The 15,683-nt window shown below is 63.9% G+C and carries 16 protein-coding genes; 2 read left to right on the top strand and 14 right to left on the bottom strand.

The window, feature by feature from the left end; genetic code table 11:
* Positions 1-170: 170 nt before the first annotated feature.
* The 5 genes from pcaF to E8E95_RS20990 form a co-directional block, all read right to left on the bottom strand.
* The gene (gene pcaF, locus E8E95_RS20970; RefSeq protein WP_280353619.1) at positions 171-1,376 is read right to left on the bottom strand and encodes a 3-oxoadipyl-CoA thiolase; all 1,206 of its coding nucleotides are present in this window, start codon (positions 1,374-1,376) and stop codon (positions 171-173) included.
* Positions 1,373-2,155: a CoA-transferase subunit beta gene (locus E8E95_RS20975; protein ID WP_280353621.1), complete on the bottom strand. Its 783-nt coding sequence runs from the start codon at positions 2,153-2,155 to the stop codon at positions 1,373-1,375. The genes pcaF and E8E95_RS20975 overlap by 4 nt, the downstream gene beginning before the upstream one ends.
* Complete coding sequence (locus tag E8E95_RS20980; protein WP_179058349.1) at positions 2,155-3,003, bottom strand: CoA transferase subunit A; 849 nt, start codon at positions 3,001-3,003, stop codon at positions 2,155-2,157. The genes E8E95_RS20975 and E8E95_RS20980 overlap by 1 nt, the downstream gene beginning before the upstream one ends.
* Positions 3,004-3,158: 155 nt before the next feature.
* Positions 3,159-3,659 carry a VOC family protein gene (locus E8E95_RS20985; protein ID WP_280353622.1) on the bottom strand — a complete coding sequence of 167 codons (501 nt, stop codon included), beginning with the start codon at positions 3,657-3,659 and terminating at the stop codon, positions 3,159-3,161.
* Between the two features lie 243 nt (positions 3,660-3,902).
* Positions 3,903-4,952: a nitronate monooxygenase gene (locus E8E95_RS20990; RefSeq protein WP_280353624.1), complete on the bottom strand. Its 1,050-nt coding sequence runs from the start codon at positions 4,950-4,952 to the stop codon at positions 3,903-3,905.
* 94 nt (positions 4,953-5,046) lie between these two features.
* On the opposite strand from E8E95_RS20990, the gene E8E95_RS20995 reads away from it, so the two are divergent.
* Positions 5,047-5,910: a LysR family transcriptional regulator gene (locus E8E95_RS20995; protein ID WP_280353625.1), complete on the top strand. Its 864-nt coding sequence runs from the start codon at positions 5,047-5,049 to the stop codon at positions 5,908-5,910.
* A gap of 11 nt (positions 5,911-5,921) precedes the next feature.
* Here E8E95_RS20995 and E8E95_RS21000 read toward each other — a convergent pair whose 3' ends face one another.
* The 6 genes from E8E95_RS21000 to gorA all read right to left on the bottom strand — a co-directional run bounded on the left by E8E95_RS21000 (position 5,922) and on the right by gorA (position 12,182).
* The gene (locus tag E8E95_RS21000; RefSeq protein WP_280353626.1) at positions 5,922-6,371 is read right to left on the bottom strand and encodes a GFA family protein; all 450 of its coding nucleotides are present in this window, start codon (positions 6,369-6,371) and stop codon (positions 5,922-5,924) included.
* A gap of 171 nt (positions 6,372-6,542) precedes the next feature.
* Positions 6,543-7,712, bottom strand: a complete 1,170-nt coding sequence (locus E8E95_RS21005; RefSeq protein ID WP_280353704.1) for an iron-containing alcohol dehydrogenase — start codon at positions 7,710-7,712, stop codon at positions 6,543-6,545.
* Positions 7,713-7,720: 8 nt separating this feature from the next.
* On the bottom strand, positions 7,721-9,112 hold the full coding sequence (locus E8E95_RS21010) for an aldehyde dehydrogenase family protein (RefSeq protein ID WP_280353628.1): 1,392 nt from the start codon (positions 9,110-9,112) through the stop codon (positions 7,721-7,723).
* Between the two features lie 45 nt (positions 9,113-9,157).
* Positions 9,158-9,964 (bottom strand): dienelactone hydrolase family protein, encoded by an 807-nt coding sequence (locus E8E95_RS21015; protein WP_280353630.1) that lies wholly within the window; start codon positions 9,962-9,964, stop codon positions 9,158-9,160.
* 229 nt (positions 9,965-10,193) lie between these two features.
* A complete protein-coding gene (locus E8E95_RS21020) occupies positions 10,194-10,817 on the bottom strand; it encodes a trimeric intracellular cation channel family protein (protein WP_077526565.1) in 624 nt (207 codons plus the stop codon).
* 6 nt (positions 10,818-10,823) lie between these two features.
* Complete coding sequence (gene gorA, locus E8E95_RS21025; RefSeq protein ID WP_280353631.1) at positions 10,824-12,182, bottom strand: glutathione-disulfide reductase; 1,359 nt, start codon at positions 12,180-12,182, stop codon at positions 10,824-10,826.
* A gap of 94 nt (positions 12,183-12,276) precedes the next feature.
* Here gorA and E8E95_RS21030 point away from each other — a divergent pair, with 94 nt between their 5' ends.
* Positions 12,277-12,699, top strand: coding sequence for a VOC family protein (locus E8E95_RS21030; protein ID WP_280353632.1), 423 nt, complete (start codon positions 12,277-12,279; stop codon positions 12,697-12,699).
* 195 nt (positions 12,700-12,894) lie between these two features.
* Here E8E95_RS21030 and galU read toward each other — a convergent pair whose 3' ends face one another.
* The 3 genes from galU to E8E95_RS21045 all read right to left on the bottom strand — a co-directional run bounded on the left by galU (position 12,895) and on the right by E8E95_RS21045 (position 15,538).
* Positions 12,895-13,734 carry a UTP--glucose-1-phosphate uridylyltransferase GalU gene (galU, locus tag E8E95_RS21035; protein ID WP_077526560.1) on the bottom strand — a complete coding sequence of 280 codons (840 nt, stop codon included), beginning with the start codon at positions 13,732-13,734 and terminating at the stop codon, positions 12,895-12,897.
* Positions 13,735-13,781: 47 nt separating this feature from the next.
* Positions 13,782-15,143, bottom strand: coding sequence for a UDP-glucose/GDP-mannose dehydrogenase family protein (locus E8E95_RS21040; RefSeq protein WP_280353633.1), 1,362 nt, complete (start codon positions 15,141-15,143; stop codon positions 13,782-13,784).
* A 110-nt stretch (positions 15,144-15,253) separates the two neighbouring features.
* Positions 15,254-15,538, bottom strand: coding sequence for a hypothetical protein (locus E8E95_RS21045; RefSeq protein ID WP_077526556.1), 285 nt, complete (start codon positions 15,536-15,538; stop codon positions 15,254-15,256).
* Positions 15,539-15,683 lie beyond the last annotated feature (145 nt).

Consider the following 15,683-nt stretch of genomic DNA (forward strand, 5'->3'; position numbering starts at 1 on the left):
TTCGTTTTATAGCAGCTGGCCCTTGCGAGCCAGTGGTGCGAGATCTAGCCGTAGGATGGGTCGGGCGGCGATCCGCGAGCGGAGCGAAACCCATGCGGTGTCGCATTGATGGGTTTCGCAGGCTCTACCCATCCTACAGGTCAGCCATTTCCGGCAAGCGCAGTAGCCTGTCAGACCTTCTCGATGGCGATGGCCAGGCCTTGGCCGACGCCTACGCACATGGTCGCGAGGCCGAGCTTGCCGCCGGATTTCTCCAGCTGGTGCAGGGCGGTCTGGACCAGACGCGCGCCGCTGGCGCCCAGCGGGTGACCGAGGGCGATGGCGCCGCCGTTGGGGTTGACCTTGTCGCTGTCGTCGGCGATGCCGAGTTCACGCATCACGGCCAGGCCCTGTGCGGCGAAGGCTTCGTTCAGCTCGATCACGTCGAAGTCGCCGATGGCCAGGTTCAGGCGCTCCATCAGCTTGCGCACGGCAGGAACCGGGCCGATGCCCATCACGCGCGGCGCAACGCCGGCGCTGGCCATGCCGAGCACTTTCGCGCGCGGGGTCAGGCCGTGCTTCTTCACCGCTTCGGCGGAAGCCAGGATCAGCGCCACGGCACCGTCGTTCACGCCAGAGGCGTTGCCAGCGGTGACGGTCTTGCCTTCACCATTGACCGGCTTCAGCTTGGCCAGGGCTTCGAGGGTGGTGTCCGGACGCAGGTGTTCGTCCTGGTCGACCACGGTCTCGCTCTTCTTGCCCTTGATCACCACCGGAACGATTTCCTCGGCGAAGAAGCCTTCGGCCTGAGCGCGACCGGCACGCTGCTGGCTGCGCAGGGAGAACAGGTCCTGGTCTTCACGGGAAACCTGGTAGTCATCAGCCACGTTGTCCGCGGTTTGCGGCATGGCATCGACGCCGTACTGGGCCTTCATCAGCGGGTTGATGAAGCGCCAGCCGATGGTGGTGTCTTCGATCTTCTGGGTGCGGCCGAAGGCGCTGTCGGCCTTGCCCATCACATAGGGCGCGCGGGACATGGATTCCACGCCGCCAGCGATAGCCAGTTCCATTTCGCCCGACGCGATGGCGCGGAAGGCGGTGCCCACTGCGTCCATGCCCGAAGCGCACAGGCGGTTCAGGGTCACGCCCGGAATGCTGTCCGGCAAGCCGGCCAGCAGCAGCGCCATGCGCGCGACGTTGCGGTTGTCCTCGCCGGCCTGGTTGGCGCAGCCGAGGAAGACCTCATCCAGCTGTTCCCATTTGACCTGGGGATTGCGCTCCACCAGGGCCTTGATCGGCACGGCGGCCAGGTCGTCGGCGCGAACCGGTGCCAGCGAACCGCCAAAGCGGCCGATGGGCGTGCGGATGGCGTCGCAGATGTAGACCTCGTGACTCATTCCTCCCCCCCTTGCTGGCCGTGGGCAGCGGCGGTGCGTTCCTCAAGGGCGCGCAGCGCGGTCAGCTCGGTCTCGTTCGGAGCCTGGGTCTCGGACACATCGGCAGCGAAGCGGATGGCCCAGCCGGTGTTCTCGATCACCTGCTCGCGGGTTACGCCCGGATGCAGCGAGGTGACGATGAATTCGTTGGTGCCGGCTTCCGGCTCCATGATGCAGAGGTCGGTGATCAGCGCGACCGGGCCTTTGCCGGGCAGGCCCAGCTGCTTGCGGTGGTCACCGCCTTCGCCGTGGCCGACGGAGGTGATGAAGGCCAGCTTGTCGACGAAGGTGCGATGGGACTGCTTGAGGATGATCAGCACTTCCTTGGCGGAACCGGCGATTTCCGGGGCACCGCCCGCGCCCGGCAGGCGCACTTTCGGGCTGTTGTAGTCGCCGATCACGGTGGTGTTGATGTTGCCGAAGCGGTCCACCTGGGCGGCACCGAGGAAGCCGACGTCGATGCGACCACCTTGCAGCCAGTAGCGGAAAATTTCGCCGGTGGGCACTACGGTGTCGGCAGTTTCGGCCAGTTCGCCGTCGCCGATGGACAGCGGCAGCACGCTCGGCTTGGCGCCGATGGGGCCGGATTCATAGATCAGCACCACGTCCGGGGACGAGGTCAGGCGCGCCAGGTTGGCGGCCTTGGACGGCAGGCCGATGCCGACGAAGCAGACGGCGCCATTCTTCAGGCGGCGGGCAGCCGCCACGGTCATCATTTCATTGGTGGTATAGGAGCTCATCACTTGGCCTCCGCAATCTTGGCTTGGAATTCGCTGAAATCCTTGGTGCCGCGGATGTACTCATCGATCCAGGCAGTGAAGGTTTCGCGGTTGCGGGCGATCGGGTCCCAGGCCTGGTAGAAGCGGTTGTCGCGCTCGTAGTAGCCGTGGGCGTAGGACGGATGGGCGCCACCGGGAACGTGGCAAACAGCGGTCAGAGCCCAGGTGGGCAGGACGCAGGCGTTCATCGGCGCGTTCAGGTCGTCGACGATTTCTTCGACGGTGACGATGCAGCGCTTGGCTGCCAGGGCCGCTTCCTTCTGCACGCCAAGGATGCCCCAGAGCAGCACGTTGCCCTTGCGGTCGGCTTTCTGGGCATGGATCACGGTCACGTCCGGGCGGACCGAAGGCACGGCAGCCAGTTGCTCACCGGTGAACGGGCACTGGATGAACTTGATGTTCGGGTTGACCTTGGGCAGGTCGGAACCGACGTAGGCGCGCAGCACGGCGAACGGCAGGCCCGAGGCGCCGGCGACATAGGAGTTGGCCAGGTCGGCATGGCTGTGCTCGTCGATTTCCAGGGCATTCGGCCACTGCTTCTCGACGGCGTCACGCAGGCGGTGCAGCGAACCCACGCCGGGGTTGCCGCCCCAGGAGAAGGTCAACTTGCGGGTGCAGCCAGCGCCGATCAGCAGGTCATAGACCAGGTCGGGGGTCATGCGCACCACGTGCAGGTCTTTCTTGCCCTGGCGAATGATTTCGTGGGAAGCGGCAGTAGGAATCAGGTGGGTGAAGCCCTCGAGGGCTACTTTGTCGCCGTCGTTGATGAAACGTTCGACGGCTTCGCGGAGGGAAATGATTTCAGCCATGGTCGATCTCGTGTTGTTATCCAGGGCGTTTGGGGCGCCGGGTGAGGAAAAAGTACTCCCCGGCCCCACCCTGGACAATCCGATAATCGACTATTCGTGCGGTTATCGAACGGATGTGTATCTTGCTACCGAATCCGTTCCGGGCCGCAGCGGCCTCAACCGTCGAAGGCTTTCTTCAAAGTCGCGATATCCAGCTTCTTCATCTGCATCATCGCCGCGAATGCGCGCTGGGACGGCGCCGACAGCGAGTCTTCAAGCATCTTTATCATCGCGATGGGCACAACCTGCCAGGACAGGCCGAAGCGGTCCTTGAGCCACCCGCACTGCTGGGCATTCGGGTCACCACCGACGGAAAGCCGGTCCCAGTAGTAGTCCAGTTCCTCCTGGTCGTCGCAATGGATCTGGAAGGACACGGCCTCGTTGAACTTGAATACCGGACCGCCGTTGAGCGCGGTGAAGCGCTGGCCGTCCAGCTCGAAGTCCACGGTGAGTACCGATCCCGGCTCCCGGCCATGGACGTCCCGGCCCGCCTCACCGTAGCGACTCATGGCCGTGATCTTTGAGTTGGGAAAGATGCCGACGTAGAAGTTGGCAGCAGCCTCTGCCTGTTCGTCGAACCATAGACACGGGACGATGGTATGAATCCGCTTGCTCATGGTGCACCTCCTGGTGGGTGGGATGACGATAGCTAATCATCCCTTTGTCGATGGACGGGCTGTCGGATCGACATCCGGGCGTCTCCCTTCGTCGCCTTGTTGTGGGGGCGATTTCAATCGCGATGCGGACCGCAGGTTCGCCCTAAAGGATTTCAGGGGGCAGCTGCGCTGCCCTTCGCGAATGAATTCGCCCCCACAGGAAAGCAATGCAAAGGCGACGTGGTGCGCCAGGGAGCCGAAGACTCAGGCGTTCATTTCCTCCACCAGCACTTTCACCAGGTCTGCCGCAGGCATCTCCCGCGCCAGGGGAGCGCCCTGCCCCGCCCATTGCACGGCAAAGTCGTTGCAGCCCCTGGCGCTGGCGGCGGCATGCAGGGACTTGGCGGCGTCGTAGGTATTCGGGTAGTCCGGCAGGGCCGGGGCATCGGCAGTGTCGAGATCGGTCCAGAGGCGATTAACCATGCCACGGGCGGCGCGGCCGGAAATGGCGGCGGTGATGCGCGTCTGGTGGGCGCGCTCGCCTTTCAGGGCCGCGCGGTAGGCAGCGTTGGCGGCGGATTCCGGGCAAGGCACGAAGGCGGTGCCCAGTTGCGCACCCCCGGCACCCAGCGCCAACGCGGCGCGGATGCCCTGCCCGTCCATGATGCCGCCGGCGGCAATGACCGGCAGGCGGCAGTTGCGGGCGATCAGCCTCACCAGTGCCAGGGTGCCGATGCCGGCATCGCCCTTCTCGGGCTCGAACACACCACGGTGGCCGCCAGCTTCGATGCCCTGGGCCACGATGGCGTCGACGCCTGCGGCTTCCACCAGGCGAGCCTCCTCCAGGGTCGTGGCACTGGCCAGCAGGCGAATACCGGCCGCCTTGAGCGCATCGATCCAGTCGCGGGAAGGCAGGCCGAAATGGAAGCTGACCACGGCCGGACGCTCATCCAGCAGCATCTGCACCATTTCCGGATCGGCGAGGAAGCTCTTGTAGATCTCGCGAATGCTGGCTGGCGGCTCAGCGCCGAACTCGGCGAATAGCGGTCGCAGGTGTTCCAGCCATGCACCCTCACGCTGCGGATCGGAGACTGCCGGCCGGTGGCAGAAGAGATTGACGTTGAAGGGGCGGCTGGTCAGGGCTCGGGTTTCCGCCAGCATGGTGCGGGCCTGGGCCGGTGTGCTGGCGCCAATGCCGATTGAGCCCAGGGCGCCGGCATTGGACACGGCAGCCGCGAGGGCCGGCGTGGAAACACCCACCATGGGGGCCTGGATGATGGGGAATTCGATACCGAGCAGTTGGGTGATGGACATGACGCAGCAACTCCGCTGTACGTGAAATCCTGGCCAATCTATCTCAAATGAAGAATAATTTTAAGCATTCATTCTCCAATAGAGATTATTAGCCATGGATCTATCCAGCCTGGAGATATTCCGTGCCGTGGCCCTGGAGCACAGCGTGACCCGCGCGGCCCAGCGCCTGCAGCGGGCGCAGTCCAACGTCACCACGCGGATTCGCCAGCTCGAGGAAGAGCTGGGCACGCCCCTCTTCCTCCGTGAGGGCAAGCGCATGACTCTGACCGATCGCGGCCAGGCCTTCCTCGAATACAGCGAGCGGCTGCTGGCATTGGCTGACGAAGCGCGCCAGGCCATGCACCCCCTGCAACCCGGTGGTCGCCTGCGCCTGGGCAGCATGGAAAGTACCGCAGCCAGTCGTCTGCCCGTACCCCTCGCGCGCTTCCACGGCCAGTGCCCTGACGTGGAACTGGAGGTGAGCACCGGCACCAGCCAGGCTCTGCTGGAAGGTGTTCTGGCGCGCCGCCTCGATTGCGCCTTGGTGGCCTGGCCCAAAGGCCAGGAGGAAGTCGCTGCGATGGGACTGGAGGCGCAGCCGGTGTTCCTGGAGGAATTGCTGCTGGTACTGCCAGCCGGCCACCCACTGGTAAAGGAACCGTCCGATGTCCAGGTACGCGGGCTGGCGGGATTCGCCGAGGGCTGCACCTATCGGCAGATCGCCGAGAATTGGTTGTCCGGCGAAAGTCGCCCGTTGCCCACGGTCCAGCAGGTGGGTTCCTACCACACCATCCTCGCCTGCGTGTCGGCTGGCTCCTGCGTCGGCATCCTGCCGCGCTCGGTGCTGGAGTTGCAGCGCGAACCTCCGCCGCTCCAGCAAGTGCCACTCATGCAGGTAGAAACCTTGCTGGTCTGGCGCCAGGGCTACTCCACGGCCGCGTTCGAGGCGTTTCGCCAGGTGCTGTCCAGCAACGACTGAGCCCCCGGCGATCAGGCCTCCACGGGCGCCCCACTGTCGCCCCAGCCCTGGTGACGCGGCAGGCCATCGTCGGGCAGGGTCAGGAGCGGATGCTTGGAGCGTACGAACACGTAGCGGTCCGGCTTGCCGCCGGCATCGGAGTCACGGTCCAGCGTCGGTATGTGCACCAGCTCGAAGTCGGGGAAGCTGTCGACGTGGAGGTACATGTGGCAGCCGCATTCGGAGCAGAAGTAACGGTGACAGGTGGACTTGGAGTGATAGCACTTCAGCTTGTCGGCATTGGCAGTGATCCTGAAGGCGTTGCGGTCCACGACCGCGATGATCGCCATGGCGCCGCCGCAGATATCAGTGCAGTCGGTGCACAAGCAGTAATGCACCTCCGCGGGTCTGGTGTTGTACTCGTAGCGCACCGGGTTGTCGTCGCACCGGCAGCCACCGACCGCCCTGAATGACTCGGTCATGTCAGTTCTCCCATCGAGGTTGAATCCGCACGGCGCCGCACCGTGCCGGCGTGCACCGGCAAGGGTCTGTTCGTGGACGTGGGGAGAACGCCGGCAAAGTACCCCGGAGCGGGCCTGGGCCCGCGTGGGCACGGATCAGGTGGACCTCACCGCTGCATTGATCAGATTAGTTCAGAGCCGGCCGTGCAGCGCCTTCTCGAAGATGCGGCTGTACGCCTGGGCGTCGTACTGGACCGGGTTGGTGCCGGCCGACGGATCGACTTCGGCCATGCGTCCGACCTGCTCCACTCGCCCATCGTCGATGCCGATGTCGCTCAGGCTGTGGGGGATATCCAGTTCGCTGCGCAGATCCACTACCCAGTCGAGCACGCCGGCAAAACCCGCCTTCGGCAGGCCGAGGTAACGCGCCAGCCTTGCCATGGGACCTTCGATGTGGGCGCGGTTGGCCTGCAGCACGTAGGGCATCAGCACGGCATTCAGCAAACCGTGGTGGGCGTCGTACAGCGCGCCCAGGGGATGAGCCAGCGCATGCATGGCGCCCAGGCCGCGCTGGAATGCGGTGGCGCCCATGCTGGAAGCCACGAGCATCTGCAGCCGGGCTTCTACATCGCCACCCTTTGCGGTTGCCCGGGGGAGATAGTCCTTGACCAGACGCATGCCCTCCAGCGCGATGCCGGCAGCCATGGGGTGATAGAGCGGTGAGCAATAGGCCTCCAGGCTGTGGGACAGCGCGTCCATACCCGTGGCTGCGGTGATTTTCGGCGGCAGGCCGACGGTGAGTTCCGGGTCGAGGATGACGATCGCGGGCAGCATGCGGGCGTGGAAGATGATGCGCTTGATATGCGCCTGGTCGTCGGTGATGACCGCGGCGCGACCGACTTCGGAGCCGGTGCCGGCCGTGGTGGGTACGGCAACCACCGGAGCCATGCCAGCCACGTTGACGCGCGAGGCGTTGTCACCGATGTCCTCGAAGTCCCAGAGCGGACGATCCTGCCCCACCATCAGGGCAATGGCCTTGCCCGCATCCAACGCCGAGCCGCCGCCAAAAGCGATCACCCCGTCATGGCGACCCGCCTTGAATGCAGCCACGCCATCCATCACGTTCGGTCCAGTCGGGTTGCCCTTGATCTGGTGGAACAGCCCCGCTGTGAGTCCCGCATCGCGGCATTGGCGCAATGCCGAATCGATCATCGGCAACGCCGCGAGCCCCGGGTCGGTGACCAGCAGCGGCGCCTGCATGCCCAGTTCCCGGCAAGCGGAATCGAGTTCCTTGATGCGACCGACACCGACGCGCACCGATGTCGGGTAGTTCCAGTTCATGCGGAAGTGGCTCGGGTCCATGTCGCGCCTCACAAAGTGTTCTTGAAATGGAATGACTTCGGCCGGGTCAGGTGTTCATAGCCCACCTTTGACAGGGTGCAGCCGCGCCCGGACTGCTTGACGCCGGTCCAGGCCAGGGCCGGGTCCAGGTAATCGCAGCGGTTGAGGAACACGGTGCCCGCCTCGACCCGGTCCCCCAGCGCCAGGGCACTGTTTTCATCCCGGCTGAAGATCGCGGCGGTCAGGCCATAAGGGCTGTCGTTCATCAATGCCACGGCCTCGTCGTCGTCGCGCACCTTCTGGATGCCCACCACCGGGCCGAAGGATTCCTCGTTCATTACCCGCATGCCGTGGTGGACATCGGTGAGTACCTGGGGTGCGAGGTAGGCGCTGCCGGGCTGGTCCAGGGCGAAGGAGTTCGGATCGAGATGGACTTTCGCGCCCTGCCCCACGGCTTCGCGTATCTGCGCCCGGACGAACTCCGCCGCTTCGCTGCGCACCAGTGGTCCGAGGGTGGTTTCCGGATCGTCGGAACGGCCCAGCCGGTATTGCCCCACCAGCGCCACGGCCTTCTCGACGAAGGCGTCGTAGAGATCGGCATGCACATAGATGCGCTCGATGCCACAACAGGACTGGCCGGAATTGAAGAAGGCACCATCGATGGTGGTTTCCACGGCATGGCCGAGGTCGGCATCCGCGCGCACATAGGCTGGGTCCTTGCCGCCCAGCTCCAGACCGGAGCTGATAAAGCGCCCGGCCGCCGCGCGCTCGACCATGGCACCGCCTTCCACCGAGCCGGTGAAGGCCACATGACGAACCGGCTCGGCCTGGATCAGCTGTTCCGTGTCGCTGTGGGTCAGGTGCAGGTATTGCAGCACGCCCGGCGGCAGGCCGGCTTCGACGAATTCCTCTGCCATCCGCTCGGCGCAGAGCGGTGTCTGCGCGGAGTGTTTGAGCAGTACGCAGTTACCCGCCAGCAAGGCCGGTACCACCGCGTTCACGGCCGTCAGGTAGGGGTAGTTCCAGGGCGCGATGACCAACGCCAGCCCCAGCGGTTCGCGGCGGATCAACCGGGTGAAGCCAGGTTTATCCGGCAGGCGGATATCAGCCAGGGCCTCTTCGGCGATATCCGCCATGTAGGTGGCCCGCTCCACGAAGCCACGAATTTCCCCTGGTGCATAGCGAATCGGCCGTCCCATCATCCAGCAGAGCTCTTCGGCCAGTTGCGCCTCACGCGCAGCGAATGCAGCGATGGCGCGTCGGGTGATCGCGACCCGCTCGGCCACGGGCGTTCCTTTCCAGGCTGCCCGTGCGAGCTCGGCACGCTCCAGCGCCGCCGCGATCTCCGTCGATGAGGCCCAAGGCCGCTCGACGTAGATCGAACCGTCGATGGGTGAGCGGGTCTGCAGCAGCTTGCTCATGGGACAGCTCCCTTGGTTGCCTTCCTTTCAAGCCTAGCCAACGCACTACTGGCCGAGGGTTTCCTTGAACAGCGCCTGCATGTCGGCCCAGGAGTTCTCGTCCGCCACCTCGTTGTAGCCCAGGTCCGGTCCTTTCTCGCTGCCGTGCCCGGCATGGCTCAAGCGGTCGGCATCAGGATTGGTGAAGCTGTGCTTGGCCTTCGGCTGGATCACCACACGGTAGTCGGCCTTGGCGTTGTCGAACTCTTCCTTGAGCGTGGTGACCGAGGCCATGGGCACCAGTGTGTCCTTCTCGCCATGCTCCACCAGCACCTTGGCCTTGACCGCGCCCGGCTTGGCGGCAGAAGTGGCGGCCAGGACGCCATGGAAACTGACGACTGCGGCCAGCGGCAGGCCTTCACGAGCCATGTCCAGGACTACCTTGCCGCCGAAGCAGTAGCCAATGGCGGCCAGCTTGTCGGGGTCGGTCTGCGGTTGCGCCTTCAGCAGGTCGAGCCCGGCGAGGAAGCGCGCCTTGGCCGCCGGAGCGCTGGCCAGGGCGGCCTGCATGAAGGCCTGGGCATCGGCTGGGTGTTCGGTGTTCTTGCCCTCGCCATACATATCGATGGCGAGGGCGCTGTAACCGAGCGCGGCGAGATCGCGAGCTCGACGTTTAGCGTAGTCGTTCAGGCCCCACCATTCGTGAACCACGATCACCCCTGGCCGCTTGCCGACGACGGCGTCGTCATAGGCGTAGTAGCCGATCAGCGATGTGCCGTCCGGGCCCTTGTAGGGAATTTCAGTGGCTTTGATTTCGGCCTGGGCGAGGCCGGCACCGAGGAGCAGCGCACACAGGAGCGCGATTCTGGACATGCAGCATTCCTCCAACCTGAAGTGGTGAGAAACAACTGCATCCAGTGTCGCGGGTTTACCGGATTTCGCCAGCGATCCCTGCAAAGACCCGCGCGGAGCGTCGATTGTGGGGGCGATTTCAATCGCTATGCGGACCGCAGGTGCGCCTATCCACTCGTCAGAGGGCAGCTGCGCTGCCCTAAGCGAATGAATTCGCCCCCACAAAGCAAGGCGATCCAGGGCGACGAGATCAGTCGCGGTCGAGCAGATGGAAGCGCGGCAACGAAAGTTTCCAGTGGATGGCCGCCAGGCGAATCAGCAGCACCACCAGCATGGCCGCCGCGGTGACCAGCCAACCCGGCAACGCCACTTCGCGCAGACCGAGGAAGACAAGGGAACCGGCGATGCAGGCGATTGCGTAGATTTCCTTCTGGAAGATCAGCGGCACCTCGTTGCAGATGATGTCGCGCAGTACGCCACCACCTACACCGGTGATCACGCCCATGATCACCGCCGTACCGGGCTGCAGGTTGTGCTGCAGGGCAACCTCGGTGCCATACACGGTGAACACCGCCAGGCCGAAGGCGTCCGCAACCAGCAGGCCGGTTTCATTGATTGGCTGCGTCAGGCGCACCCAGATCACCGTGCCGAGCGCTGCCAGGGACGCCACCAGGATGTAAGTGTCGTCGCGAATCCAGCTTACCGGGTGGTTGCCGAGGATGACGTCACGCAAGGTGCCGCCACCCAGGGCAGTGATGATCGCAATCACCAGTACGCCAAACAGGTCCATGGATTTGCGCCCCGCCATCAGAGCGCCGGTAATGGCGAAGACCGCAACGCCGAACAGGTCGGACAGGTAGAAGAGTTGCTCCATTCAGCGTCAGGCGCCGACCGGGGTGCGCATGGTCACGAACTCTTCAGCGGCAGTCGGGTGCACACCGATGGTTTCGTCGAAGATGCGCTTGGTAGCACCGGCCTTGAGTGCCACGGCCAGGCCCTGGACGATCTCGCCCGCTTCCGGGCCGACCATATGGCAACCGAGGACGCGATCAGACTCGGCATCCACCACCAACTTCATCAGCGTGCGTTCCTGGCTTTCCGTCAGGGTCAGTTTCATGGGCCGGAAGCGGCTCTCGAAGACCTTGATCTTGTGGCCCTTGGTGCGCGCTTGCTGCTCGGTCAGGCCAACGGTGCCGATATTCGGCAGGCTGAATACGGCGGTTGGAATGTGGTCGTAGTCCACCGGCCGGTATTCCTCCGGCTTGAACAGGCGGCGGGCCACGGCCATGCCTTCGGCCAGTGCGACCGGCGTGAGTTGCACGCGGCCGATCACATCGCCCAGAGCCAGGATGGAGGGCTCTGTGGTCTGGAACTGCTCATCCACCTTGATGAAGCCGCGCGCGTCCACTTCGACGCCGGTGTTCTCCAGGCCCAGGTTGTCGAGCATCGCGCGGCGGCCGGTGGCATAGAAGACGCAGTCGGCTTCCAGGTGGCGGCCGTCCTTGAGGGTCGCCAGGAGGCTGCCGTCGGACTGCCGCTCGATCCGGGCGATATCGGAATTGAACTGCAGGTTCATCCCCTTCCTGCCCAGCTCTTCACGCAGGTGATTGCGCACGGAGTCGTCGAAGCCGCGCAGGAAAAGTTCGCCGCGATAGAGCAAGGACGTCTGCGCACCCATGCCGTGGAAGATCGACGCGAACTCGACTGCGATATAGCCGCCGCCCACCACCAGCACGCGCTTGGGCAGTTTCTCGAGGAAGAAGGCTTCATTCGAGCTGATGGCCAGTTCACGTCCGGGAATGTCGGGAATCTGCGGCCAGCCGCCGGTGGCGACAAGGATGTTTTTCGCCGTGCATCGCTGGCCGTCCACTTCCACGGTGTGCGGGTCCACCAGTCGGGCGTGGCCTTCCAGCAAGGTGACGCCACTGTTGACCAGCAGGTTGCGGTAGATGCCGTTGAGACGATGGATCTCGCGATTCTTGTTGGTGATCAGGGTTTGCCAGTCGAAGTCGGCCTCATCGAGCCTCCAGCCGAATCCCTTGGCCTGCTCGAAGTCCTCGGCGAAGTGGGCACCGTAGACCAGCAGCTTCTTCGGCACGCAGCCGACGTTGACGCAAGTACCGCCCAGATAGCGGCTCTCGGCTATGGCCACACGGGCCCCGAAGCCTGCCGCGAAGCGGGCGGCACGCACGCCGCCGGAACCGGCACCTATGACGAAGAGGTCGAAGTCGTAAGCCATGGCAAATCTCCAGAAACAAGCCGCCAGCATACCGGAAGATCTGTCTCTGACCAGTTGCCGGGCCTATTCTTGAAGCATCGAGAAGGAGGTTGCCATGCGCCCCACCCTCACCCATGTGGCCCTGCATGTACCGGAACTGGAGGCCTGCGTCCGCTTCTATGCGGACTTCTGCGGGATGCGCGTGATACACGAGCGCGCGGGTAAGGGCTCGAAGATCGTCTGGATGGCCGAGCCTGGCAAGGAACACCAGTTCATCTTCGTGATAATGCCCGGCGGCCAGGACCGCCATCTTGCCGCTGACGATTACAGCCACCTCGGCTTCGCCGTGGACAGCCGCGAAAGAGTGGACGCCATCGCGGCCCAGGCCGAAGCGGCGGGCTGCCTGATCTGGCCGCCGCGTGACGAGCCCTATCCCGTCGGTTATTACTGCGGCCTGCGCGACCCGGCGGGCAACTATGTGGAATTCAGCTACGGCCAGCCGTTGGGGCCGGGGTCGGAGGCGATGCCGATACCCTAGGGGAACTCGGCGCTTGTGTTGTGGGGGCGATTTCAATCGCTATGCGGACTGCAGGTTCGCCTTTCGATTGTTCGGAGGCAGCTGCGCTGCCCTTGGCGAATGAATTCGCCCCTACAGGAAACCAGCTACTCACGCGCCCGGTGTCTGAAATGAAAAAGGCCGCCCGAAGGCGGCCTCTTTGTTGACGCGGCCTGATCAGTAGGCCTTGCCGGTCTTGTACAGGTTTTCGAAGCAGTAGTTGGTGGCTTCGATGTAGCCTTCCGCACCACCGCAGTCGAAACGCTTGCCCTTGAATTTGTAGGCCAGCACGCAGCCGTCCTGGGCCTGTTTCATCAGGGCGTCGGTGATCTGGATTTCACCACCCTTGCCCGGCTCGGTCTGCTCGATGAGATCGAAGATGTCCGGGGTCAGGATGTAGCGGCCGATGATCGCCAGGTTGGACGGGGCATCTTCCGGCTTGGGTTTCTCCACCATGCTGTTCACACGGAAGATGTCGTCACGGATCATCTCGCCGGCGATCACCCCGTACTTGGAGGTTTCCTCGCGCGGCACCTCCTGGATGGCGACGATGGAGCAGCGGAACTGGTTGTACAGCTTGACCATCTGGGTCAGGACGCCGTCGCCTTCGAGGTTCAGGCACAGGTCGTCGGCCAGGACCACGGCGAAGGGCTCGTCGCCGATCAGCGGACGACCGCTGAGGATGGCGTGCCCCAGACCTTTCATCTCCACCTGGCGGGTGTAGGCGAAGCTGCACTCGTCGATCAGGCGACGGATGCCGACCAGGTATTTCTCCTTGTCGGTACCCTTGATCTGGTGCTCCAGCTCGTAGCTGATGTCGAAATGGTCTTCGAGGGCGCGCTTGCCACGGCCAGTCACGATGGAGATTTCGCTCAGACCAGCGTCCAAGGCCTCTTCAACGCCGTACTGGATCAGTGGCTTGTTCACCACTGGCAGCATTTCCTTGGGCATCGCCTTGGTGGCCGGCAGGAAGCGGGTACCGTAACCGGCGGCGGGGAACAGGCATTTCTTGATCATTTCGATCCTTTGCGGTGGGTGTTATGGCGAATTGCCGCGCAGTCTAATCACGCGGCACTCGCCTTACAATGCCCGCTTGCGGGCCGTCCTATGCCGCGATAGAGAAACCCTGCTTCGACCAGCTGCGCTGGCTCGTAGAGGTTTCGTCCATCAAAGATCACGGGCATGCGCATAAGACCACGAACTCGCTCGAAGTTCGGTTGGCGGAACTGCTTCCATTCAGTGACCAGCACCAAAGCATCGGCGCCTTCCACTGCGCTGTAGGGAGAGTCCAGCAACCGCAGTTGCCCGGTTTCCAGCGCTTTCGGATAGCGCGCGGCGACGCCGGCATTGGCCACTGGGTCATGAGCCTGCACTCGCGCACCGGCCTGTAGCAGGGCCTCCAGCAACACGAGGCTGGGCGCTTCGCGCAGGTCGTCGGTGCCCGGTTTGAAGGCCAGCCCCCAGAGCGTAACCACCCTCCCCTGTAGGAATCCGCTGAAGTGCTCGCGCACCGTCTGGAACAGCAACGTTTTCTGTAGCGCGTTGCGTGCCTCCACGGCGCGCAGAATGCCCGGCTCCATGCCTTCCTGTTCCGCCGTACGGATCAGCGCGCGCACATCTTTGGGGAAGCAGGAGCCGCCGTAGCCGCAGCCCGCATAAATGAAGTGGGTACCGATGCGCTTGTCGCTGCCAATGCCTCGCCGGACATCCTCGATGTCCACGCCGAGTCGCGTGCAGATGCCCGCCATTTCGTTCATGAAGGAGATCTTTGTCGCGAGAAAGGCATTGGCAGCGTACTTGGTGAACTCCGCCGCACGCACACCCATGGTGATCACACGCTCGTGATTGCGCAGGAACGGCGCATAGAGCCGGCGCAGCTGCTCGCTGGAACCCGGATCATCGCAACCGATGATGACCCGGTCCGGACGCATGAAATCGTCAATCGCCGAGCCTTCCTTGAGGAACTCAGGGTTGCTCGCCACCTGCACCCGAAAGCCAAGGCCGCGCGATGCCAGACCCGCATGGATACGCCGGGAAACCCGCTCCGCCGTTCCGACGGGTACGGTGGATTTGTCGACCACGATGCACGGACGCCGGAGCACCGCACCGAGTTCGTCGGCCACGGCCAGCACATGGGACAAATCAGCGGAGCCATCCTCACCGCTGGGAGTACCCACGGCGATGAAGATGATGTCGGCCTGCAGGACGCCCTCTTCCAGCCGCTCGGCGAAGCTCAACTGGCCACTGGCGAGATGTGCCTGGAGCATGGGTTCCAGACCAGGTTCGTAGATCGGCACCTGGCCCTGGGACAAGCGCGCCAGACGGAACGGATCTCGCTCCACGCAACTGACCTGGTTGCCCATTTCGGCAAAGCAGGTTGCCGTCACCAAACCCACATATCCCGCCCCAATCACGCATAGCCGCATGGATAGTCCTCCACCTGTGATAGGCGGATTCCATCCAAGGCTGATGGCAAGGCCGTGACGAGGGCGTGACAGATCGGAGAAACAGAAATGGTCCGTGTCGGACCGACTGTTCAGGATTCCTGTGGAAGTTCGTTCAGTTCAAGCTCCACGAGGGTCTCGTTACCCTCGTGGGCGACAGGCACGCCACTGTAGCTGGCGAGTGCTTCCCAATGCTGATCCAGCCCAGCCCCGATGGCAGCCAGGTGGTCGATCATGCGCCGTCCTGCGCTTTTTACCGCTGGGTCCTCGCTACGCATCATCTCGAACGACATTTCGCTCATTGCCGCCGTGAGATGGGTGAGGCTGCGGGTCGTCAGGCTGAGCAAACGCACCAGATGCTGCTCTTTCGATTCCATTCGATTCCTCTCCTGCGCCTGATCCATTCAGGTCCCCCTAAAGCTAGCCGAAATTGCGCCACTACTTCGCCATGAAGGCGCTGTGCAGCTTCAGCCTTAGTCCGCTCGTGGGTTCAAAGGTTCTGCAATGCCGCAGATGACCCCT

It is taken from the genome of Pseudomonas sp. BN414, from assembly GCF_029871275.1.
In the GTDB taxonomy this organism is placed as follows: domain Bacteria; phylum Pseudomonadota; class Gammaproteobacteria; order Pseudomonadales; family Pseudomonadaceae; genus Metapseudomonas; species Metapseudomonas resinovorans_C.